Raw genomic sequence first — 21,075 nt, forward strand, 5'->3', positions numbered from 1 at the left:
TGCTTTGAAAAGAATAACCGCTGAAAAGGCGCTGCGGTTCCGACGCAAGCGCGGTCCATTTCAGAACAGCTCGGAATACATGTAATGCGCCGATCTGGCCCTTGCCAGGATGCGACATTGCTGTGCGCAGCGGCGCGAGCGGTGCGGTTTTCGGTATGTGGTGGCAACAGGGCCGTAAGAAGGAGTTCCCCGGAGCTTCGCGGCGGTTGGGGTGCCGTTACGATCCGGCGCGGCCGCGTTGCTGCAGGCGCAGCCGTGCCACGCGCGCCCAGTCGCCGCTACGCTCCGCCTCGCGCGCGGCCGCCGCGACGAAATCGATATGGCTCTGCGCGGCTGCCTTGGCCGCCTTCGCGTCACCGGCCATGATGGCCGCGTAGATCGCCTCGTGCTGCGCGAGAAGCTGGTCGCGCGCGCCCGGCGCACCGAAGACCGAGTTGCGATGGAAGAAGATGCCCTGCGTCAGGAGGCGGTAGCAGGCCCTGAGCGTGTGCAGCAGGATGATGTTATGGGCGCTTTCTCCGATCGCATTGTGCAACTCGACGTCGGCTTCGAGTTCCTCGTCGAAGTTGCCGCTCTCATGTGCGGCGCGCATGCGTTCGATGACGCGGGTGAGGATGTCGCGGTCGAAGTCCGTGGCGCGCTTTGCGGCGAGCTCCGCCGTCAGTCCTTCGAGTTCGCGCCGATATTCGAGATAGTCCTGCGTTGCCTTGTGATGGCGTCCGATGAGCTCGATCAGCGGTTTCGAGAAGATCTGGCCGACCACGTCGGCGACGAATGTCCCTCCGCCGTGCCAGCTTTCGACGAGGCCGCGCGCTTCCAGTTCCTTGAGCGCCTCGCGCAGGATCGGCCGCGATACGTCGAACCGCTTCGACAGCTCCCTCTCGCCCGGAAGCCGGTCGCCGTCCCGCAGTACCCCCTCGAGGATCAGAAGCTCGATCTGCTGCACGACCTCGTCCGCCGTCCGGCTGTGGCTGATGCGCGAATAGAGGTCGGTCTGGTCTTCGGTCACGGCCATATCTCCCGGGAGCGGTGAGGAAAAGCATGCGGTCTTCCGCTCGCCTGCCGCTCCCTTGCGGCAATCTAGCAGTCCCGGCAAAGTGGTCAAATTGATTGTCCACTTTGCCGCCGCCACACTGACAAAAGTCAAGCTGCGTCAATGCGTCCTGTTCTTTTTGCTCGGTTGGTTGATAAGAAAGTGATGATGAACGCGTGAGGGGGATGAAGCGCTTCATGTCGAAGGGCAGTTTTGCATTTCCGGTGGCGCCCTTGCGTGCCCAGGTGCTCGGCGAAGTTCATTCGCGGCCCTATGCGTTGGTCACGACGCCACGCGTCATCTTTCAACTCGCTTTCATGACCGAGGGCGGCGCGATCGTCGATCATGCCGTGCTTTCCGAGCTATCGCGCTCGCGCGGCATCGCGCCACCCGGACGCGACGCCAATCACCATGCGATGCCCTGGGGCCAGGGGACGCTGCGCTGGGAACGACACACGGAATTTTCCACCTATTTCTGGGACGCGCCGGCGCCGGAGCGCTTCGGCGGCGAAGTGCCGATCCATCCCTTCGGCGACGGCTTTTCGCCGCCGGGTTCGCTGATTTCCGGTATTCGGCTGGAAATTCGGCCCGATTCGCCCGAGGCACGCGAGGCAATCAAGGCCTTCGATCCGACGAGCCTCTGTTACAGCGAAACCAAGAACGGCCAGGCGGTACTTTTGACCGACTTTCGCCAGAACGGCGACGGCCTCACACAGATCCTCGTCATCGACCGCGGCATGACCGAGGCAGGAACAGGCGCCCTGGTGCAGCGTCTGCTCGATATCGAGACCTATCGCACGTTGGCCATGCTCGGCCTGCCGCTCGCGCAGTCGCTCTCGCCGGAAATCCGCCGCACCGAGGATGGCCTGACCGCCGTCACGCAGCGGATGAAGGAGAATGTCCGCGAGGAGGCCGACGAGATGCTGGCCGAAATCACGCGGCTGGCCGCCGATCTGGAGGCCGGCGCCGCCTTGAGCCTTTATCGCTTCGGCGCAAGCCGCGCCTATTACGGCATCGTCCAGGAGCGCATTCGCACGCTTTCCGAAACGCCCGTGCCCGGCTACGAGACGATAGGCACCTTTCTCGAACGCAGGCTGGCGCCGGCGATGCGCACCTGCCAATCGGTCGAGGAGCGGCAGGAGAATCTCTCGCGCAAGCTCGCCCGCGCAACGGCGCTCTTGAGAAGCTGGATTGACGTCGAGCTCGAACGCCAGAACAGCGCGCTTCTAAATTCGATGGATCGTCGCGCCAAGCTGCAATTGCGCCTGCAGCAGACCGTCGAAGGGCTGTCGGTGGCCGCCATTTCCTATTACGTCGTCGGGCTCTTCGGCTATCTTGCAAAGCCGCTGAGCCACCAGATTCCGGTCGATCCCGGCGTGCTCACCGGCTTCGCCGTTCCGTTCGCGGTCGTCGGCGTCTGGCTCATCGTACGACGCATTCGCCGCCATCACGAGGAAAGTGCGCAGAAATAGTGGCCGCTGTCGCGCGGCTATCGCTCCCAGTAGGGCACCGGACCGTAGAGACTGGCGAGATAGTCGATGAAAAGCCGCACCTTCGCCGGCAGGAATTGACGGCTTGGATAGACGGCGGAGAGCGAGAGCCCGCGCGATCCCTCCCATTGCTGCAGCACCTGGACGAGGCGCCCGTCCCGTAATTCCTTGCCGATATCCCAGGTGGAACGAAGCGCGATGCCGGCGCCGGCAATCACCGCCTCACGGATGATCTCTGAAGAATTCGTGACGAGCGGACCCTCCGGCCGGTAGGAGAGGCTGCCGTCCGGCCCTTCCAGTTTCCAATTGTCGTTGTTGTGCGCCGGCAGGCAGATGTGGTTCGCGAGATCGCCGATCTCTTTCGGCACGCCATATCGGTCAATGTAGCTCGGCGCCGCGCAAAGCAGACGGCGCACCGGCGCGAGCTTGCGGGCGACGAGGCTCGAGTCGCCGAGTTCGCCGATACGGACGGCAAGGTCGAAGCCTTGGGCGACGATATCGGTGAAATCGTCGCTGAGGACGATGTGGAGCTTGAGGTCAGGGTGGTCCTTCATGAAGCCGGTCAGATGCGGGGCGATGTGCATGCGGCCGAAGGATGTGGGTGCCGAGATGCGGAGCGTTCCCTGGGCCTGGGACGACCGTCCCGAGGCATAGGCCTCGGCTTCCTCGATGCCCGCGAGAATGCCGAGCACGCGGTCATAGAAACCCTGGCCGGCTTCGGTCAGCGAGATTTGCCGTGTGGTTCGTTGCAGGAGCCTTGTCCCGAGCCGGTCCTCGAGTCGCTTGATGCGCTTGGAGATCACCGCCGCGGAAAAGCCGAGCGCGCGACCCGCCGCCGACATGCTGCCGGTCGACACGACACGCGCGAAGATTTCGAGGTCGCCGAGATTCGTCATCAATCTTGACCATTGTTTCCAAAAGCGAAAAGATCATTAGCATTTGCCGCGTCACCTTCCCAGTGGTAAACAAAAAATACCACCTGCGGCGCATTTGGTTGGAGGAGCTCATGCCGGAGACGATCGGCTTTCTGGAGCCCAGGCAGGCCGTCCTCGACCGTCGGCGGGAGATCATCGCCGATCTTGCCGATCTGTTGCCTGACGGCTGCCTCATCAGCGAGGAACGCGGGCTGAAGCCCTTCGAGACGGATGCGTTCCTTGCCTATCGCCGCATGCCGCTCGCCGTAGCTCTGCCCGAGACGACGGAGCAGGTGGCCGCCGTGCTCAAATATTGCAGCCGCTACGGCATTCCCGTCGTGCCACGCGGCGCCGGCACGTCGCTCTCCGGTGGCGCCATACCTCAGGAGGACGCCATCGTCATCGGCCTCTCCAAAATGTCGCGCATCCTCGATATCGACCTCTTCAACCGTACGGCGACGGTGCAGGCAGGGGTAACCAATCTCAACATTTCCGAGGCGGTGTCCGCCGACGGCTTCTTCTATGCGCCCGATCCGAGTTCACAGCTCGCCTGCACCATCGGCGGCAACATCGGCATGAATTCCGGCGGCGCCCATTGCCTGAAATATGGCGTGACGACCAACAATCTCCTGGGCGTGAAGATGGTGCTCTTCGACGGCACGGTCATCGAGCTCGGCGGCAAGGCGCTGGGCGCGCCGGGCTACGACCTGCTCGGCCTTGTCTGCGGATCGGAAGGCCAGCTCGGCATCGTCACGGAAGCAACCGTCAGGCTGATCGCCAAGCCCGAAGGTGCGCGGCCCGTGCTCTTCGGCTTCGCCTCATCCGAGGCGGCCGGTGCCTGCGTCGCCGACATCATCGGCTCGGGGATCATCCCGGTAGCGATCGAATTCATGGACAAGCCGGCGATCGAGATCTGCGAAGCCTTCGCCCATGCCGGCTACCCGCTCGACGTCGAAGCGCTGCTGATCGTCGAGGTGGAGGGCTCCGAGCCGGAAATGGACGCGATGCTCGAGAGCATCATCGAGATCGCGCGCCGTCATGGCGTCGTTACGATCAAGGAATCGCAATCGGCGCTCGAGGCCGCATTGATCTGGAAGGGCCGGAAATCCGCTTTCGGTGCAACGGGCCGGGTCGCCGATTACATCTGCATGGACGGGACCGTACCGCTGAGCCAGCTTTCCTATGTCTTGCGACGGACCGGCGAGATCGTTTCGGGCTACGGCCTGCGCGTCGCGAACGTCTTCCATGCCGGCGACGGCAACATGCACCCGCTGATCCTCTATAACATCAACGATCCGGAGGATGCGGCCCGCGCAGAAGCCGCCGGCAATGACATCCTGAAACTTTGCGTCGACGCGGGCGGCTGCCTGACCGGCGAGCACGGCGTCGGCATCGAGAAACGCGACCTGATGCTACATCAATACAGCAAGGCCGATCTTAACCAGCAGATGGCGGTGCGCGCGGCCTTCGATCCGCAATGGCTCCTGAACCCGTCGAAGGTCTTTCCGCTCGAAGGGCGGCCGGCAGCATGATCGTTCATTTCGAACCGGCAAGCGAGGAGGGGATCGCCTCGATCGTTCGCTCCGCCGCCTCGGAGCGCGTCACCCTTGCGATCGTCGGAGGCGGGACGCGTCTAGGGCTCGGCAACCCGGTGCGGGCGGACCGGACGCTTTCGACGCGGCGTCTCTCCGGCATCGTGAATTACAATCCGGCGGAGATGACGATGAGCGCGCTCGCCGGCACGCCGCTTTCCGAGGTCGAGGCGGCTCTCGAGGCGAAAGGGCAGATGCTCTCCTTCGAGCCGATGGATCATCGGCCGATCTTCGGAACTTCGGGTGAGCCGACGATCGGCGGCGTCTTTGCTGCCAATGTCTCCGGCCCCCGCCGCTATGTCGCCGGTGCCGCGCGCGACAGCCTGCTCGGCGTTCGTTTCGTCAACGGTCGCGGTGAACTGATCAAGGCCGGCGGCCGGGTCATGAAGAACGTTACGGGGCTCGATCTCGTCAAGCTCATGGCGGGGTCCTACGGCACGCTCGGTATTCTGACCGAGGTCACGTTCAGGGTGCTGCCGCTTCCGTCGGCCACCGCCACCGTCGTGGTCTCCGGCCTCAACGATGCGGAAGCCGCCGCGGTCATGGCCGAGGCGATGGCGCAGCCGGTGGAAGTATCAGGTGCGGTGCATTTGCCGGAAAGCGTGCGAGGCCGCTTCGTTGGCGGTACGCTGCCCGAAGGTGCGGCGACCGTGCTTCGGCTCGAGGGCTTGGAGGCCTCCATTGCCATGCGCGCCGAAAAACTCGCGGCCGCGCTGTCGCGCTTCGGGCCAGTCTCGCGGCTCGATGCCGTACAAAGCAAGCTCCTCTGGGCGGAGATTCGCGACGTGATGCCCTATGCCGACGGTACTAGGCGGCCCCTGTGGCGCGTCTCGGTCGCCCCCTCGGCGGGCCATCAGCTTGTTGCCGCCCTGCGCCTTCAGACCGGCGTGGATGCCTTCTACGACTGGCAGGGCGGCCTTGTCTGGCTGCGCATGGAAGCCGAGCCCGAGGCCGAACTCCTTCGCCGCTACGTCGCCGCCGTCGGCGGCGGCCATGCCATGCTGATCCGTGCCGACGATGCATCGCGCGGCCGCATCCCGGCCTTTGAACCGCAGGCACCGGCTGTGGCACAATTGTCGGAGCGCGTCCGCGCCCAGTTCGATCCGTCACGGATTTTTAATCCGGGGCGGATGGCGACCGCCGCTTGAGCGCTTGCGGCATCATGATCCGGTGCCGATGCCTTACCGATTTGGGGCCGATCGCAGTCCGTTCCAACCAAGGAGAGACCGATGTCCGATCCCGGTTCGCAAACGCCGCTTTCCCGTGAGACCGATCGCTGGCTCGAACCGGGCAAGGTCAACATCCAGATCATCTACCTGCTCTATCTTGTCGGCTTTGCCGTCGGCATCACCGTGATCATCGGGCTTGTCCTTGCCTATCTCAACCGGGACAAGGCGGAGCTATGGGCAAGGACGCACTATACCTGGGCGATCCGCACTTTCTGGATAGCTCTACTATTCGGCGTCGTCTCGGCGCTACTGACCACGGTGCTGATAGGGGTACTCGGCTTCGTCGCTACGGCGGTATGGATCGTCGTGCGCTGTGTCATCGGCCTACAAAGGGTTGCCCGCGAGGAGCCGATCAGCGATCCCGAAAGCTGGTGGGTCTAGCGCGGATGAGGAAAGTGTGAGCGGTTTGAACGGCATCCACAAAAACAACGACTAAAGCGCGTCGCATTGGAGTATTCGGTTGCAGACCAATTTTTCCCCTGAGCAACTCGCCGACCCGCATGTCGCCGAATCCGAAAAGATCCTGCGCAGGTGCGTCCACTGCGGCTTCTGCACGGCGACCTGTCCGACTTATGTGGTGCTCGGCGACGAACTCGACAGCCCGCGCGGCCGGATCTATCTGATCAAGGACATGCTGGAAAACGGGCGGGCGGCGGATTCCGAGACCGTCACCCATATCGATCGTTGTCTTTCCTGCCTCTCCTGCCTCACGACCTGTCCTTCGGGCGTCGACTACATGCATCTCGTCGACCATGCCCGCGTGCATATCGAACAGACCTACAGACGTCCGTTCAAGGACCGGCTTGCCCGCTCCGTCATCGCCGCGACGTTGCCCTATCCATCACGCTTTCGGCTGGCGCTGAGGGCGGCCGGTTTTGCGCGCCCGCTCGCGGGATTGCTGAAGCGGGTTCCGCTACTCAAGACCTTCGGCGTCATGTTGGATCTGGCGCCAAACGCCTTGCCGGCATCCCGCGCGGCAAAGCCGGCGGTCTATGCGGCGAAGGGCACGCCACGTGGTCGCGTGGCATTGCTCACTGGCTGCGCGCAGCCGGTGCTGAGGCCGGAAATCAACGATGCGACCATCCGCCTGCTCACAGCGCAAGGCGTGGAGGTCGTCGTCGCGGCGGGCGAGGGCTGTTGCGGCGCTCTCGTCCATCACATGGGGCGCGAGGAACAGGCGCTGCAAGCGGCCCGACGCAATATCGACATCTGGCTGAAGGCCGCGGAGGAGGACGGTCTCGACGCGATCGTCATCACCGCCTCCGGTTGCGGCACGACGATCAAGGACTACGGCCACATGCTGCGGCTCGACCCCGCCTATGCCGATAAAGCCGCGAAGGTCTCCGCGCTTGCGAAGGACATAACCGAATATCTCGCCGGCCTCGACTTGCCGGAGCAGGGCGCGCGGGCCCTGACCGTCGCCTACCACTCCGCCTGCTCGATGCAGCACGGGCAGAAGATCACCACGGCGCCGAAGCAACTTTTGAAACGGGCGGGTTTCACCGTCCGCGAGCCGGCGGAAGGCCATCTCTGCTGCGGCTCGGCCGGCACCTACAACATCCTGCAGCCGGATATCTCGGCCAAGCTGAAAGCTCGCAAGGTCAGGAATATCGAGGCCACCAAACCCGATGTGATCGCTACCGGTAACATAGGCTGCATAACGCAGATCGCCAGCGGAACGAAGATCCCGATCCTGCACACCGTTGAACTGCTCGACTGGGCCTATGGCGGGCCGAAGCCGGCGGGGCTGTAAGGCCCGAGCGATCGTGTCTGCCCCTCATCCGGCCTGCCGGCCACCTTCTCCCCGTCTTGACGGGGGAAGGGACTCGCGGCGACCTCCCAGTCCCCTCTTCCCGCGCGCGGAGAGAGGGCTAGTCCTCGGGTTAAACCCGAGGAGAGGGGCAAGTCGCCATCAGTCGGTTAGTGGCTCAACCGCCGAAGATTTGGCGGAAGATGTCCACGCCGCGATCGTCGAAGTAGGTATCGCCGGGCTTGCTGCCGGGGCCGATGACGATGACTTTCGTGCCGATGCCGGCGCGGTCGTAGAGGTGCTCCACGTCCTCGTTCATCATGCGGATGCAGCCCGACGACATGTTCTGGCCGATGGTCCAGGGCTGGTTGGTGCCATGGATGCGGAAGATCGTGTCGCGGCCTCCCTTGTAGAGGTAGAGGGCGCGCGCCCCGAGCGGGTTGTCGATGCCGCCTGGCTGGGTGATCGGCAGGATGCGGCCCTTCGCCCTCTCGCGCACGCGCATCTCTGGCGGCGGCGTCCAGGCCGGCCACTCGGCCTTGCGGCCCACCTTCACGACGCCCGACCAGCCGAAGCCGTCGCGGCCGACGCCGATGCCGTAGCGCGTCGCGCGGTTCGGGCCATCGATGTAATAGAGGTATTTGCTGTTGGTATCGACGATGACTGTGCCGGGTGCCTCATCCGTGCGGAAACGGACCTTGGTACGCCAATATTTCTTCGCCGGCCGCTTTTCATAGGCGGCGAGCACGACGTCGGAGTCGACGGTCGGTCCGCTGCGATCGGCAGGCGTGAAGGCCAAAGCATTTGCTGCAGCAAAAAGGGCAGCGGCCGCGACGGCAAGCGCGACCAGCCTGGTGGCATTACGTTTCATTTACGATTCCCTCTGAACCCTCGTTAGCGGCAAGCTATGCAATCTAGCTGCAAGTGCAAGCCCGCGACATCTGCTATAGAGCAAGGACAACGACGGATCTTGTATCTCAGGGAACGGCTGTTGCTTCAAAACCACGCTTTGTCGGCAGCAAAAACGAGTGAGCGAAGGAAGTATTCTAGCCCAACGGCCGCCGCTATATGACGATAACCTTGGTGCCGACCTTGACCCTCTCGTAGAGATCGACAACGTCTTCGTTGCGCATGCGGATACAGCCGGAGGAAACGCCGTAGCCGATCGTCCAGGGCGCATTGGTGCCATGGATGCGGTAGAGCGTGGATCCGAGATACATGGCGCGGGCGCCGAGCGGGTTCTCAGGGCCGCCGTCCATACGGGCCGGCAGGTAATGACCCTTGGCCGCTTCGCGCGCGATCATCTCCTGCGGCGGGGTCCAATCCGGCCACTCGGCCTTGCGCGTGATCCTGTGCTCTCCCGCCCATTCGAAGCCCGGCTTGCCGACGCCGACCCCATAACGCCGCGCTTCTCCGTTGCCGGTGACGAGATAGAGGAAGCGGTTGTTGGTGTCGATGACGATCGTTCCGGGTTTCTCTTTCGCCTCGTAGGCGACCATCTGCGGCAGGAATTGCGGATCGAATTGCGACTTCACCGATTTATGCCGGCGCGCGATCGATACCGGCTGCACGACGGCCGGACGCGGCTGGCGTTTTGCCTGGCGCGCGATCTGTTTTCGGGTGGCTGCCGGAACCTGCTGGCGATAGACGGCCGGTCGGACGCGCTCGCCGGTCAACTGCATCACCCAGGGGGCAGTGAGATCGGGGCTGACGATGACCGGCGGGCGGTTTTGATAACGATCCTGCGCGCCGGCGATGCCGGAGAGGATCAAGAGGAAGGATGCGGCAAGAAAAAGGGACTTCTTCATCATCGGACGGACTCGCTACCTTACGCCGAAAAATCTCCAGAGGGCGCCGAAGCCGGAGGTCTTCCGGCCGGCGCTCGGATAAATTCCAATGGGTTGGAACGGAGGGCGGAAAGAAACCGCACGCTTTTCCTCGCCCCACTCCAGCAATGGCGCGATGCTCTCATCCATCCGCCACCGAAAGGTAAACGGCGCTTCGATAAAAAGCGGCAGCATCAATAAAGCTTTGGGTAGGGTTATTCGCAGCTTTATGAATCTGGTGTGCAAATGGTAAAGAGAACAAAAAGGAAACAGAAGAGAGAGGCGAAGCATGGCAGAAAAGGGCTTGATCACCGGGGAAGACGGGCTCAGCCGTTGCGCCTGGCACGGGAACCTCGAGGACTACCGCCGCTATCACGACGAGGAGTGGGGCCGGCCGGTCGCGGACGACCGCCGGCTGTTCGAGAAGATCTGCCTGGAAGGCTTTCAATCGGGCCTGTCTTGGCTGACGATCTTGAGAAAGCGCGAGGCGTTTCGCGCCGCGTTCGCAGGCTTCGATTTCGACAGGGTTGCCGAATTCGGAGAAGAGGACATCGAGCGTTGCCTCGCCGATCCCGGCATCGTGCGCCATCGCGGCAAGATCGTCTCGACCATCAACAACGCTCGGCGGGCAAGGGAACTGCGTGACGAGTTCGGTTCGCTGGCCGCCTATTTCTGGTCGCACGAACCGGACGGAAGCGAGCGTCCGAAGATGATGGATTACGACACGTTGATCGCCAATCCGACGACACCGACTTCGGCCAGGATCTCGAAGGATCTGAAGAAACGCGGCTGGACCTTCGTCGGTCCCACCACCGTCTACGCTTTCATGCAGGCCATGGGCCTCGTCAACGACCACATCGAAGGATGCTTCTGCCGCGCGTCCGTCGAGGAGATGCGGCGTCAGTTCGCAAGACCGCGGACATAGCGAGGATCCGTCGTCCCTGGCACGCGATGATTGCCCTCCCCGCCCTTCAAAGCGGGGAGGACGTCTGGTCAGCCGCCGTTCTTGGCAAGCCATTCCTTCATCATCTTGATCTCGGCTTCCTGCGCCTTGATGACGTCTTCGGCGAGCTTGCGGATCGCGTCATCCTTGCCGTATTGAAGCTCGACCTTCGCCATGTCGATGGCACCCTGATGGTGAGCGATCATGCCGCGCACGAAATCGACATCGGTGTTGCCGCTGAAGACAATGTCCATGTCCTTGTGCATCTTGGCGTTCGCCTCGGTAAAGGCTTTGCTCGAGGCCGACGTGTCGCCCGCCTGGTCGGTCATCTCCATGGAGCCGTGATCCATGCCGCTATGGCCACTGTCCTGCGCAAGGGCAGGGGTGGTGAAGGCCGCGGCGAGCAGCAGGACGGCGGTGAAACTTTTCAGGGACATGTATTTTCCTTTCCATCATTCTCTTGGTGGCGCGTGCTTCTTCGCGCCGGGAACATTTCGCCTCCGGGCGAGGCGCTGAAGCGGCCAGCGCCTCAAGGCGTCGGGTCATTCTTCGCGCTTTTTCGGAAGTGCGGCGCTAGATGGAGAGGACCAATTTGGGTGGCGGTGATCGCGGTTTGAGGAGAAGCGCACGAAGCTCTTTATCGCGATCCGGCGACAGCCGCACGGAAGGCCGCGCCGGACGGGTCACTCCGAGCTGCGAGGCGCCGATCGCGACGCATGCCGAACAAAGAAACGGATGGTTGGTCTTCGCCGGATGTCCGCACCGTTCGCCGTCTTCGCAGGCTGCCTCCGGCTTCGCGGAAGCGTGGCCGTGCCTGACCGGGGCCATCTGGTGATGATGCGCGACTGGGGCGTTCGCTGCCAGATCCCGGACCTGCGCAGCCGCGGCAAGCCCACCGCTGAGGGGCGCAGCGAGAAAGAAAAGAATGATCGCGAGAAGGCGCAACATGCGAGCAAGATAGGGTGCTTCCGTGCAATAAAAAAGGCAGCGATAGCGCAAGGCGGATGCCGGCCCTCATGAAGCTCAACGCCTGCCCGCTCCGGGAAGCGCGAACACGCCTTCGAGCAAGCCTTCGGCGCCGTGTTCGCTGAGCGTCGAATTGCCGATGCAGTAAAGCGGCGAGATTTGCCCCCTTGAACCGCGAACCGTCGTCGAGAAGCAGAAGGAAGAGGAGCTTGCCGTCGCCTGTTCCAGGATGCTGAGGATCGTCGGCCGGTCGCCTTTGTCATAGGCGCGGAGGAGATCGATGATGCCGCAGGGATTTTGCCTGAGGCCAAGAAGCGAAAGCGTACGCGCACCCAAGACGAAAGTGCCGCTGGCAACGTCGCAACGCCATGGTTCTACTAGGCAACCGGCCTCTGCGATACTGCGGGTCCAAGCCTTGTGGGTCTCCGGATTGAGGGGCTTTACCGCTCCCGATCCGGGCGTCATCAAAGTCAGCATATCGCTACGGCTCCCCATTTAAGCCCTCCTAAACTTAACTTATAAGCGTATGCGTTACAGTTTACAATCACAGCTTTGTTATCATGATGTCGGCTCTTGAACGCTTCGGCGCCCGCTAGGTTCCCTCCTGTTCCGGAGCTCACGGCGCTTTATTGTCGCCGCCCTTGCCGGTCTCGACTTGATCCGGTAGGGAAGGCACCGACCAAGCTTTAAAGCCCGGAATGCCTTCCATGAACGACAAACCGAAGAAAACGCAGAAGCTCAAGGCGCGCCTTCCGCGCGGCTTCGTCGATCGTTCGGCCGCCGACATTCGCGCGGCCGACGAGATGATCGCGAAGATCCGCGAAGTCTACGAGCGCTATGGCTTCGATCCGGTGGAAACGCCGCTGTTCGAATACACGGAGGCACTTGGCAAGTTTCTTCCCGACAGCGACCGTCCGAACGAAGGCGTTTTCTCGCTGACGGACGATGACGAGCAATGGATGAGCTTGCGCTACGACCTGACCGCGCCGCTCGCGCGCCACGTCGCGGAGAATTTCAACGAGATCCAGCTTCCCTACCGGACCTACCGCGCCGGCTACGTGTTCCGCAACGAAAAGCCGGGTCCAGGGCGCTTCCGCCAGTTCATGCAGTTCGATGCCGACACCGTCGGTGCGGCCGGTGTCCAGGCCGATGCCGAAATGTGCATGATGATGGCCGATACGATGGAAGCGCTCGGCATCGCACGCGGCGACTACGTGATCCGCGTCAACAACCGCAAGGTTCTGGACGGCGTGCTCGAGGCGATCGGCCTCGGCGGCGACGAGCAGGCGAACACGCGCCTGACGGTGCTGCGAGCCATCGACAAGCTCGACAAATTCGGCCCCGAGGGCGTGCGCCTGCTGCTCGGCGAAGGGCGCAAGGATGAGAGCGGAGACTTCACCAAGGGCGCTGGGCTTAACGAGGAGCCGATCCGCAAGATCCTGTTCTTCGTCGGCATCACCGACTATGCGAAGAGCGCCGACGAGCTGGCAGAGCTCGTCGCCGGCACCGCCCGCGGGGCGGAAGGCGTTGCGGAGCTGAATACCATCCGCAGCCTCGTGCTGAGCGCGGGTTACGAGGCGGACCGGATCAAGATCGATCCGTCGGTCGTGCGCGGCCTGGAATATTACACAGGCCCGGTCTTCGAGGCCGAGCTGCAATTTGCCGTCACCAACGAGAAGGGCGAGAAGGTCGTCTTCGGCTCTGTCGGCGGCGGTGGCCGTTATGATGGCCTCGTCTCGCGCTTCATGGGCCAGCCGGTGCCTGCTACGGGCTTCTCGATCGGTGTGTCGCGGCTGATGACGGCGCTGAAAAACCTCGGCAAACTCGGCGTCGAGGAGGTGATCGCGCCGGTCGTCGTCTGCGTCATGGACCGCGACCTCGACAGCATGGGCCGCTACCAGCGCTTCGTGCAGGGGCTGCGCCATGCAGGAATCCGCGCCGAAATGTATCAGGGCAACAAGAAGCACTTTGGCGACCAGCTCAAATATGCCGACCGGCGTGGCTCGCCGATTGCCATCATCCAGGGCGGTGACGAGCGCGCCGCCGGTGTTGTCCAGATCAAGGATCTGATCGAGGGCAAGCGGCTTTCGGGTGAAATCGAGGACAACGTCGCCTGGCGTGAGGCACGCGTCGCCCAGGTTTCCGTTCCAGAAAGCGAACTCGTCGCGAAGGTCCGCGAAATTCTGGCGGGACAGGCAGAGGATCGGAAAAGGGCAGGCTGATGCCGCTGATCAATCTCCCCGCCTTTGCCGGAGACTTGCTCGCCGATTTCGAGCGGCTGAAGACGCTGCGTGTCGACACGCCGGTGATCCAGCCGGCCGAGCCCTTCCTCGACATGGCGGGAGAGGATCTGCGCCGGCGTATCTTCATGACGGAGAGCGAGACCGGTGAAAGCCTCTGCCTGCGGCCGGAATTCACCATTCCGGTCTGCCTGCGGCATATCGAAACGGCGACCGGCACGCCACAGCGCTACGCCTATCTTGGCGAGGTCTTCCGCCAGCGGCGCGACGGCTCGAGCGAGTTCTATCAGGCGGGCATCGAAGACCTAGGCGACCCGGACACAGCGGGAGCGGACGCGCGGGCGATCGGCGACGCGATGCTGGTGCTCGCCCACCGGCTGCCGGACGCCCGGCTGAAGGTGACGCTCGGCGACCAGTCGGTCTTCGAGGCGGTAGTTGCCGCCTGCGGCTTGCCGGCGGGCTGGCAGAAGCGGCTGATCCATGCCTTCGGCGACCAGAAGCAGTTGCAGAAGCTCCTTGGCGAGCTTGCAGATCCCAAATCGCCCGGCGTCTTCGGCCCTGAAGTCGAGCGGCTTGCAATCACGAGCATTCTCGACGACGAGGAACGGCTCGTCGCCCATATCGCTGACACCATGGAGGCGACCGGCTATTCCACCAATGCCAGCCGTTCGCCTCGCGACATCGCCCGCCGATTGAAGGAAAAGCTGGAACTGGCGACGACGAGGCTCGATAAAGCGGCGCTTTCCGTCATGCGCGAGTTCCTGGCTTTCGACCTGGCGCTTGCCGACGCGCCGGCCGCCCTTCACCAGTTCGCCGGCAGATCGGGACTGAAGATAGACGACGCGCTTTCGCTTTTCGACGCGCGTGTTGCGGCGATTGCGAAGGTGGGGGCTGACCCCGGCGTCATCCGCTACCGCGCCGCCTTCGGTCGTCCGCTGGACTATTACACAGGTCTCGTCTTCGAGATCGAGATCGAGGTCGAGGGGACGCCGGCGGTGCTTGCCGGCGGCGGCCGCTTCGATCGCCTGCTGACGCTCTTGGGCGCTCGCGAGCACATTCCGGCCGTCGGTTTCTCTCTCTGGCTCGATCGGATCGAGCGGGCCATTGCTGCGGCAGGGAGCACGAAATGACGATCACCATTGCGCTGCCGTCCAAGGGCCGCATGAAGGACGACGCCTCGGCGATTTTCGAGCGTGCCGGCATGAAGATCGTCGCCGTCGGCAACGACCGCTCCTATCGCGGCCGGGTCGAGAATTGGGAAGACGTCGAGGTCGCCTTCCTCTCGGCCTCCGAGATTTCCCGCGAAGTCGGCAGCGGCGCCGTCGATTTCGGCGTCACCGGCGAGGACCTCGTGCGCGAAAGCCTGGCTGACGTCGACGCACGTGTCGAATTTTCAGCGCGGCTCGGCTTCGGACATGCCGATGTCGTCGTGGCCGTGCCGGAGATCTGGTACGACGTCGACACCATGGCCGATCTCGGCGACGTCGCCGCCGACTTCCGTGCCCGTCACAGCCGCCGGCTCGCGATCGCGACGAAATACTGGCGACTGACGCAGCAGTTCTTCTCCGGCAGCCACGGCATTCAGCTCTACCGCATCGTCGAAAGCCTGGGCGCGACCGAGGGCGCGCCGGCTTCCGGCTCGGCCGACATCATCGTCGACATCACCTCGACCGGCTCCACGCTCAAGGCGAACCACCTGAAGATCCTCTCGGACGGCGTGATCCTGCACTCGGAGGCCTGCCTCGTTCGCGCGCGCAAGGCGACCCACGAGGGCAATCCAGTCATCGATCGGATCGTTGCGGCTGTCCGCGCCGCGCTCTGACGCTACAGCGCCGTGCGTCTTTTGAGACGCACAAAGGACGCTGTAGCACTTTGAATTGCTGCATGTTTTTGTCCTTAAATCGGGCACGATTTAAGGACACATGCAGCAGTGTATGGGCTGGACGGAAATTGTCGGTTCGGCCCTGACAAATGCAACCGGCGTTACCTATGTAGGGGCGGCAGATATCCAACCTCCCAAGTCCCACCTCGAGGCATCCACTATGGCTGATCTTTCCTCTTTCCCGATCACGAGCCGTTGGCCGGCGAAAAATCCCGACATCATCCAGCTCTACTCGCTGCCGACGCCGAACGGCGTGAAGATCTCGATCGCTCTCGAAGAGCTTGGGCTCCCCTATGAGGCGCACCGTATCTCCTTCGACACCAACGAGCAGAAGTCGCCCGAGTTCGTGTCGCTCAATCCGAATGGCCGCATTCCGGCGATCATCGATCCGAACGGACCGGACGGCAAGCCGATCGGCCTCTTCGAGTCCGGCGCGATCCTGATCTATCTCGCGGAAAAGACCGGCAAGCTCATTCCGGCGGATGCGGGCCGTCGCTACGAGACGCTTTGCTGGGTCATGTTCCAGATGGGCGGCATCGGGCCCATGTTCGGGCAGTTCGGCCACTTCTTCAAATTCGCCGCCGACAAGGTCGCCAACAATTCCTATCCGGTTGAGCGCTACCGTGACGAGTCGAAGCGTCTTCTCGGTGTCCTGGAAGCAAGACTCGACGGCCGGCAATGGCTGATGGGCGACGAGTACACCATCGCCGATATCGCCACCTATCCTTGGGTGGAAGGCGCGCGCAAGTTCTATGGCGGCGCCGAGGCTCTCGATTACAAGAGCTTCCCGAACGTCATGGCCTGGGTCGAGCGCGGCCTTGCGCGCCCGGCCGCACAGAAAGGCATGGAAATTCCCAGAAAGGAATGACCCTTGCGTGATGCTCCGGCCCGAGTTGACGAAGCCCGGGCCGGAAGGATACGGGTGAGTAGAGACGTCGAGACGGGTGGAAAAGGTGTCGGGAAGACTTGTTGTTGTCGGCGGCGGGCAGGCCGCTTTCGCCTTGGTTGCCAAGCTCCGTGCCCTTGAGGACAAGCGCCCGATCACCGTTATCGCCGCCGAAGAGAGCCTGCCCTACCAACGGCCGCCGCTTTCCAAGAAATACCTGTTGCGCGAAATGACCCTCGACCGGCTGCTCTACCGGCCGGAGAACTGGTATGCGGAGCACGAGATCGATATCCGCCTCGCGACGACGGTGACGCGGGTGGACCGGGCGGCAAAGCAAGTAACGCTCAGCGACGGCTCGAAGCTCGACTATGAAACACTGGCCTTTGCTACGGGAGCCACACCACGCCGGCTACCGGCTCCGATCGGCGGCGATCTCGCCGGCGTCTATGTGGTGCGCGATTTCAAGGACGCGGACCAACTCGCCGAGGAGATGAAACCGGGTCGGCGCGTCCTGGTGGTCGGTGGCGGGTATATCGGCCTGGAAGCGGCGGCGGTCGCCAGAACCTGTGGGCTCGAGGTCACCGTCATCGAAATGGCGGATCGTATTCTCCAGCGCGTCGCTTCCGCGGCGACTTCCGCGATCGTCCGTGAAATCCATCGCTCGCATGGAGTCGATATCCGCGAACGCATGGGCCTTCACCGGCTGATTGGCGACGGAGGCCGGGTCTCGGGGGCCGAGCTTGCGGATGGCTCCATCATCCCGGTCGACCTTGTTGTCGTCGGCATCGGCGTGACGGCGAATGATGTGCTGGCGCATGATGCCGGGCTCGATACCGCCAACGGCATCGTCGTAGACAGCCATGGCCGGACGTCCGATCCGGCCATCTTCGCCATAGGCGATTGTGCAGTCTTCCCCTGGCACGACATGCGCGTTCGCCTCGAGTCAGTGCAGAATGCCGTGGATCAGGCGGAAGCGATCGCCGCCATCCTCGCCGGCGGTTCAGAGCCTTACGATCCCAATCCCTGGTTCTGGTCGGATCAATACGACGTGAAGCTGCAGATTGCCGGCTTTGGGCTCGGCCATGACGAGACACTGGTCCGCCCCGGCCAGCGCGAGGGCAGCGTCTCCGTCTGGTATTTCCGGCAGGGCAAGCTGATCGCGGTCGACGCCGTCAACGACGCCAAAGCTTATGTGACGGGGAAGAAATTGCTTGAGGCGGGTGCCACCCCGAACCGCGCACTCCTGGCCGATCCGCAGATCGATCTCAAGACGTTACTGGCATAGCGGCCGAATTGCGTCACCTGCGCACCGTTCTGCGCTGCGGTTTCGCGATTCATTAACGCAAAAAGCACTGTTTCATCTCGAAACGGCTGCCCGTCGGTTATCTTCATCCTTCCTTAAACGGCGCAGAGCCAACAGATAGAGACCCTGCGCGGTACGCGTGGCGGGCAGACTTTTTATGTGGGCGACCTGCGATGTTCAAGATCCTTTCGTGCCTCGTCGTGGAACATGATCTGCGCCTGGTTGCGCTGGCAGCGGTGATCTGCTTCCTGTCCAGCTATGGTGCCGTGACCCTGCTTCAGCGTGCGCGTGCTTCCAAGGGCAGGCCGCAGGCGATCTGGGTAGCGGCCGCAGGCGCCGCCAGCGGTTTCGGTATATGGGCCACGCACTTCATCGCCATGCTCGCATACGATCCGGGTGTCGTGCTCGGCTATCAGGCGAAGCTCACGACATTATCGCTGGTCGTCGCGATCGTACTGACAACGTCGGCCCTGGCGGTCGCGACCCATATGAGGGGGCGGGCCGCATGGCTGCTTGGCGGTCTGGTTCTTGGCGCCGGCGTAGCCTGCATGCATTTCCTGGGCATGGCCGCGCTTGAGGTGCCCGGAGCCATCCGCTGGGACACGGCGCTCGTTGCCGCGTCCATCCTGGTCGGCTCACTGTTCGACATAGGCGCGCTCCTCGCGATCGACCGCGGCGGTAGCGCGCTGAAATCCAAGCTGATCGCAACATCGGCGATGACGCTCGGCATCGTCGCGCTGCACTTCACCGCCATGGGCGCGGTAACTCTCGAGATCGAGCGCGCGAGAGAGATTCGCGAAGGAATGATCGCGCCGCATCTTCTGGCCTTCGTCATCGCCGGAACGGCCTTCTTCCTTCTTTCCGCCGTGCTGATCGCCGCCGCTTTTGCACGCCAGGCGGAAATCCTCGCGGCGGCCTCGGAGAAAGAGTTCGCGCGCTTTGTGCGGAGCGTCAAGGAGTACGCGATCTGCATGCTCGATGTGGACGGCCGCGTCGCAAGCTGGAACGCCGGCGCCGAGGCCAACAAAGGCTACACGGCTGCGGAAATCATCGGCAAGAACTTCGTCTGCTTCTATTCTCCTGAGGAGCAGGAGGCGAAGCTGCCGGAGCGCGCTTTGCGCATTGCCCTTGATGCCGGCAAATATGAAACTGAGGGCTGGCGCTACCGCAAGGACGGGACCCGGCTCTGGGCGCATGTCATCATCGATCCGCTCATCGACGATGACGGGCGGCATGCGGGCTTCATCACGATCGTCAAGGACATCACCAAACAGAAAGAAGACGCCGACCGCATCGCCGAGGTCACCAAGAATCTCGACATTGCGCTTGAGAACATGAGTCAGGGCATATGTCTCTTCGATCGTGCCGATCGGCTATTGATCTCGAACCGTCGCAGCCTCGAGATATTCGGTCTCCCTGAATCGCTCGCGGGCAAGGGACTGACCTTCCGCGAAGTTCTTGGCCGACTATCGGCCCGCAGCTATGCGGATCCGACTGTGGCGGAAGCGAGAGTGCAGGAGGCCTATCAGAAGCACAGGCTCGACATCGTCGCGAAGGGCGGTGGGGACCTGATCGAGAAATTGCCGAACGGCCGCTCCATCCTCACGAAGCACCGGACGCTTCCCGATGGCGGTTGGGTTTCCACCTACGAGGATATTACCGAGCGGCTCGACTCGGAGGAGCAGATCTCCTTCCTCGCCCGTCACGACAGTCTGACGGGTCTGCCCAACCGGCCGGAGTTCAATAGTTACCTGGACGAGGAGCTTGATGCGGCCGCCTGGTTCTCGCGCAAGGTGGCGGTCATCGGCATCGACCTCGACAAGTTCAAGGAAGTCAACGACCTGCACGGGCATGCGGCAGGCGATTTCGTCCTGGTCACGATCGCACAGCGGATGAAGGCGCTTCTTCAGGAAGGCGAGTTCGTCGCCCGCTTCGGCGGAGACGAGTTTGCCGCCGTCAAGCGCTTCGAGGAGCTCGCCGAGCTCAACGATTTCCTGCTGCGCCTCGAGAAATGCCTGCACGAGGAGATGCGCTTCGGCGATTTCGAACTGAAGTCGGGTGGCAGCATGGGCGTGGCGATCTATCCTGAGGACGCGGAGACCGCCGACGCGCTGATCAACAACGCCGATCTCGCCATGTATCGCGCGAAGGCGGCACTGAACCAGACGGTCTGCTTCTACGAGGTGTCCATGGACGAGGCGGCCCGCAGCCGCCGCGCGCTCGCCAACGATCTTTGGGACGCCGTGGAGAAAAACCAGCTCGCGCTGCACTATCAAGTTCAGAAATCGGTCACCACGGGTGATGTCACCGGCTACGAGGTGCTGCTGCGCTGGAAGCATCCGGAACGCGGCATGGTGCCGCCGAACGAGTTCATTCCGCTCGCCGAGGAGTGCGGCGCCATTCTGCCGATCGGCGAATGGGTACTGCGTGAAGCCTGCCGTGAAGCGGCCAGCTGGGACCACCACTTCAAGATCGCAGTGAACCTGTCGCCGGTGCAGCTTGCGAATGGCGACATCGTCAACCTCGTCCAGGCAATCCTCGTCGAAACGGGGCTCGACCCGAAGCGGCTCGAACTGGAGATCACCGAGTCGACGATCATCGACGACAAGGAGCGGGCGCTATTGACGCTTCGAGAAATCAAGGCGCTCGGCGTGACGATCGCCATCGACGATTTCGGCACCGGCTATTCCTCGCTGGAAACGCTTCGCTCGTTCCCGTTCGACAAGATCAAGCTCGACAAGAGCTTCATGTGGGAAGTCGAAGGAAGCCCGCAGGCCAAGGCAATCGTCCGCGCCATCCTTGCCCTCGGGCAGAGCCTCTCGGTCCCGGTCCTCGCGGAGGGTGTCGAGACGCAGAACCAACTCGAAATCCTGCAGGCGGAAGGTTGCGACGAGGCACAGGGCTACCTGCTCGGGCGCCCGGCGCCGATCGCCGCGGTGATCGGCGTCCGGACGCAGGCTGCCTGACGCTGAAGCTACCGCTTCGGCAGGACCTCCGGGCCGTCGATCATGAATCGCCGAA

Annotated in this window: 18 protein-coding genes; 12 read left to right on the forward strand and 6 right to left on the reverse strand. The window is 63.0% G+C overall.

From position 1 onward, the window contains the following. Positions 1–217: 217 nt before the first annotated feature. On the reverse strand, positions 218–1,009 hold the full coding sequence (locus tag M728_RS02270) for a FadR/GntR family transcriptional regulator (RefSeq protein WP_026618403.1): 792 nt from the start codon (positions 1,007–1,009) through the stop codon (positions 218–220). 221 nt (positions 1,010–1,230) lie between these two features. On the opposite strand from M728_RS02270, the gene M728_RS02275 reads away from it, so the two are divergent. Continuing rightward, entirely contained in the window at positions 1,231–2,505 is a 1,275-nt protein-coding gene (locus M728_RS02275; protein ID WP_026618404.1) for a DUF3422 family protein, read from the forward strand. 17 nt (positions 2,506–2,522) lie between these two features. Here the strand turns inward: M728_RS02275 and M728_RS02280 are convergent, their stop codons facing one another. Then, positions 2,523–3,419, reverse strand: coding sequence for a LysR family transcriptional regulator (locus tag M728_RS02280; protein ID WP_026618405.1), 897 nt, complete (start codon positions 3,417–3,419; stop codon positions 2,523–2,525). 110 nt (positions 3,420–3,529) lie between these two features. On the opposite strand from M728_RS02280, the gene M728_RS02285 reads away from it, so the two are divergent. The 4 genes from M728_RS02285 to glcF all read left to right on the forward strand — a co-directional run bounded on the left by M728_RS02285 (position 3,530) and on the right by glcF (position 8,011). Beyond that, positions 3,530–4,969: an FAD-linked oxidase C-terminal domain-containing protein gene (locus M728_RS02285; protein WP_026618406.1), complete on the forward strand. Its 1,440-nt coding sequence runs from the start codon at positions 3,530–3,532 to the stop codon at positions 4,967–4,969. Further along, positions 4,966–6,177 (forward strand): glycolate oxidase subunit GlcE, encoded by a 1,212-nt coding sequence (gene glcE, locus M728_RS02290; RefSeq protein WP_026618407.1) that lies wholly within the window; start codon positions 4,966–4,968, stop codon positions 6,175–6,177. Before M728_RS02285 ends, glcE begins: the two co-directional genes overlap by 4 nt. 81 nt (positions 6,178–6,258) lie before the next feature. Then, positions 6,259–6,639, forward strand: a complete 381-nt coding sequence (locus M728_RS02295) for a membrane protein (RefSeq protein ID WP_026613038.1) — start codon at positions 6,259–6,261, stop codon at positions 6,637–6,639. A 79-nt stretch (positions 6,640–6,718) separates the two neighbouring features. After that, the gene (gene glcF, locus M728_RS02300) at positions 6,719–8,011 is read left to right on the forward strand and encodes a glycolate oxidase subunit GlcF (protein ID WP_026618408.1); all 1,293 of its coding nucleotides are present in this window, start codon (positions 6,719–6,721) and stop codon (positions 8,009–8,011) included. Positions 8,012–8,186: 175 nt separating this feature from the next. Here the strand turns inward: glcF and M728_RS02305 are convergent, their stop codons facing one another. Both M728_RS02305 and M728_RS02310 read right to left on the reverse strand, forming a co-directional pair. Further along, on the reverse strand, positions 8,187–8,879 hold the full coding sequence (locus M728_RS02305; RefSeq protein WP_026618409.1) for a L,D-transpeptidase: 693 nt from the start codon (positions 8,877–8,879) through the stop codon (positions 8,187–8,189). Between the two features lie 193 nt (positions 8,880–9,072). Beyond that, positions 9,073–9,819 (reverse strand): L,D-transpeptidase, encoded by a 747-nt coding sequence (locus M728_RS02310; RefSeq protein WP_026618410.1) that lies wholly within the window; start codon positions 9,817–9,819, stop codon positions 9,073–9,075. A 304-nt stretch (positions 9,820–10,123) separates the two neighbouring features. On the opposite strand from M728_RS02310, the gene M728_RS02315 reads away from it, so the two are divergent. Beyond that, positions 10,124–10,759, forward strand: coding sequence for a DNA-3-methyladenine glycosylase I (locus tag M728_RS02315; protein ID WP_026618412.1), 636 nt, complete (start codon positions 10,124–10,126; stop codon positions 10,757–10,759). A 68-nt stretch (positions 10,760–10,827) separates the two neighbouring features. Here the strand turns inward: M728_RS02315 and M728_RS02320 are convergent, their stop codons facing one another. Both M728_RS02320 and M728_RS02325 read right to left on the reverse strand, forming a co-directional pair. Continuing rightward, positions 10,828–11,214 carry a DUF305 domain-containing protein gene (locus tag M728_RS02320; protein ID WP_026618413.1) on the reverse strand — a complete coding sequence of 129 codons (387 nt, stop codon included), beginning with the start codon at positions 11,212–11,214 and terminating at the stop codon, positions 10,828–10,830. A 586-nt stretch (positions 11,215–11,800) separates the two neighbouring features. Next, on the reverse strand, positions 11,801–12,220 hold the full coding sequence (locus tag M728_RS02325) for a hypothetical protein (RefSeq protein WP_026618415.1): 420 nt from the start codon (positions 12,218–12,220) through the stop codon (positions 11,801–11,803). Positions 12,221–12,450: 230 nt separating this feature from the next. Between M728_RS02325 and hisS the strand changes: the two genes are divergently transcribed. From hisS to M728_RS02355, 6 genes are all read left to right on the forward strand, one after another. Continuing rightward, positions 12,451–13,965, forward strand: coding sequence for a histidine--tRNA ligase (hisS, locus tag M728_RS02330; RefSeq protein ID WP_026618416.1), 1,515 nt, complete (start codon positions 12,451–12,453; stop codon positions 13,963–13,965). Beyond that, positions 13,965–15,113 carry an ATP phosphoribosyltransferase regulatory subunit gene (locus tag M728_RS02335; RefSeq protein WP_026618417.1) on the forward strand — a complete coding sequence of 383 codons (1,149 nt, stop codon included), beginning with the start codon at positions 13,965–13,967 and terminating at the stop codon, positions 15,111–15,113. The genes hisS and M728_RS02335 overlap by 1 nt, the downstream gene beginning before the upstream one ends. Further along, a complete protein-coding gene (gene hisG, locus M728_RS02340) occupies positions 15,110–15,805 on the forward strand; it encodes an ATP phosphoribosyltransferase (protein WP_026618418.1) in 696 nt (231 codons plus the stop codon). The genes M728_RS02335 and hisG overlap by 4 nt, the downstream gene beginning before the upstream one ends. A gap of 220 nt (positions 15,806–16,025) precedes the next feature. Further along, positions 16,026–16,733, forward strand: a complete 708-nt coding sequence (locus tag M728_RS02345; RefSeq protein ID WP_026618419.1) for a glutathione binding-like protein — start codon at positions 16,026–16,028, stop codon at positions 16,731–16,733. Between the two features lie 85 nt (positions 16,734–16,818). Continuing rightward, positions 16,819–18,036, forward strand: a complete 1,218-nt coding sequence (locus tag M728_RS02350; protein ID WP_026618420.1) for an NAD(P)/FAD-dependent oxidoreductase — start codon at positions 16,819–16,821, stop codon at positions 18,034–18,036. A gap of 191 nt (positions 18,037–18,227) precedes the next feature. Then, positions 18,228–21,020: an EAL domain-containing protein gene (locus tag M728_RS02355; protein ID WP_026618421.1), complete on the forward strand. Its 2,793-nt coding sequence runs from the start codon at positions 18,228–18,230 to the stop codon at positions 21,018–21,020. Positions 21,021–21,075 lie beyond the last annotated feature (55 nt).

This window comes from Ensifer sp. WSM1721 (assembly GCF_000513895.2).
Lineage (GTDB): Bacteria > Pseudomonadota > Alphaproteobacteria > Rhizobiales > Rhizobiaceae > Sinorhizobium.

Bases quoted from the DNA above. Each gene is read 5' to 3' on its own strand.
- glcE (WP_026618407.1), top strand. From the start codon at position 4,966: ATGATCGTTCATTTCGAACCGGCAAGCGAGGAGGGGATCGCCTCGATC.
- M728_RS02325 (WP_026618415.1), bottom strand. From the start codon at position 12,220: ATGCTGACTTTGATGACGCCCGGATCGGGAGCGGTAAAGCCCCTCAAT.
- M728_RS02310 (WP_026618410.1), bottom strand. From the start codon at position 9,819: ATGATGAAGAAGTCCCTTTTTCTTGCCGCATCCTTCCTCTTGATCCTC.
- M728_RS02305 (WP_026618409.1), bottom strand. From the start codon at position 8,879: ATGAAACGTAATGCCACCAGGCTGGTCGCGCTTGCCGTCGCGGCCGCT.
- M728_RS02320 (WP_026618413.1), bottom strand. From the start codon at position 11,214: ATGTCCCTGAAAAGTTTCACCGCCGTCCTGCTGCTCGCCGCGGCCTTC.
- M728_RS02280 (WP_026618405.1), bottom strand. From the start codon at position 3,419: ATGACGAATCTCGGCGACCTCGAAATCTTCGCGCGTGTCGTGTCGACC.
- M728_RS02345 (WP_026618419.1), top strand. From the start codon at position 16,026: ATGGCTGATCTTTCCTCTTTCCCGATCACGAGCCGTTGGCCGGCGAAA.
- M728_RS02275 (WP_026618404.1), top strand. From the start codon at position 1,231: ATGTCGAAGGGCAGTTTTGCATTTCCGGTGGCGCCCTTGCGTGCCCAG.
- M728_RS02315 (WP_026618412.1), top strand. From the start codon at position 10,124: ATGGCAGAAAAGGGCTTGATCACCGGGGAAGACGGGCTCAGCCGTTGC.
- M728_RS02335 (WP_026618417.1), top strand. From the start codon at position 13,965: ATGCCGCTGATCAATCTCCCCGCCTTTGCCGGAGACTTGCTCGCCGAT.
- M728_RS02355 (WP_026618421.1), top strand. From the start codon at position 18,228: ATGTTCAAGATCCTTTCGTGCCTCGTCGTGGAACATGATCTGCGCCTG.
- M728_RS02285 (WP_026618406.1), top strand. From the start codon at position 3,530: ATGCCGGAGACGATCGGCTTTCTGGAGCCCAGGCAGGCCGTCCTCGAC.
- hisG (WP_026618418.1), top strand. From the start codon at position 15,110: ATGACGATCACCATTGCGCTGCCGTCCAAGGGCCGCATGAAGGACGAC.
- M728_RS02295 (WP_026613038.1), top strand. From the start codon at position 6,259: ATGTCCGATCCCGGTTCGCAAACGCCGCTTTCCCGTGAGACCGATCGC.
- hisS (WP_026618416.1), top strand. From the start codon at position 12,451: ATGAACGACAAACCGAAGAAAACGCAGAAGCTCAAGGCGCGCCTTCCG.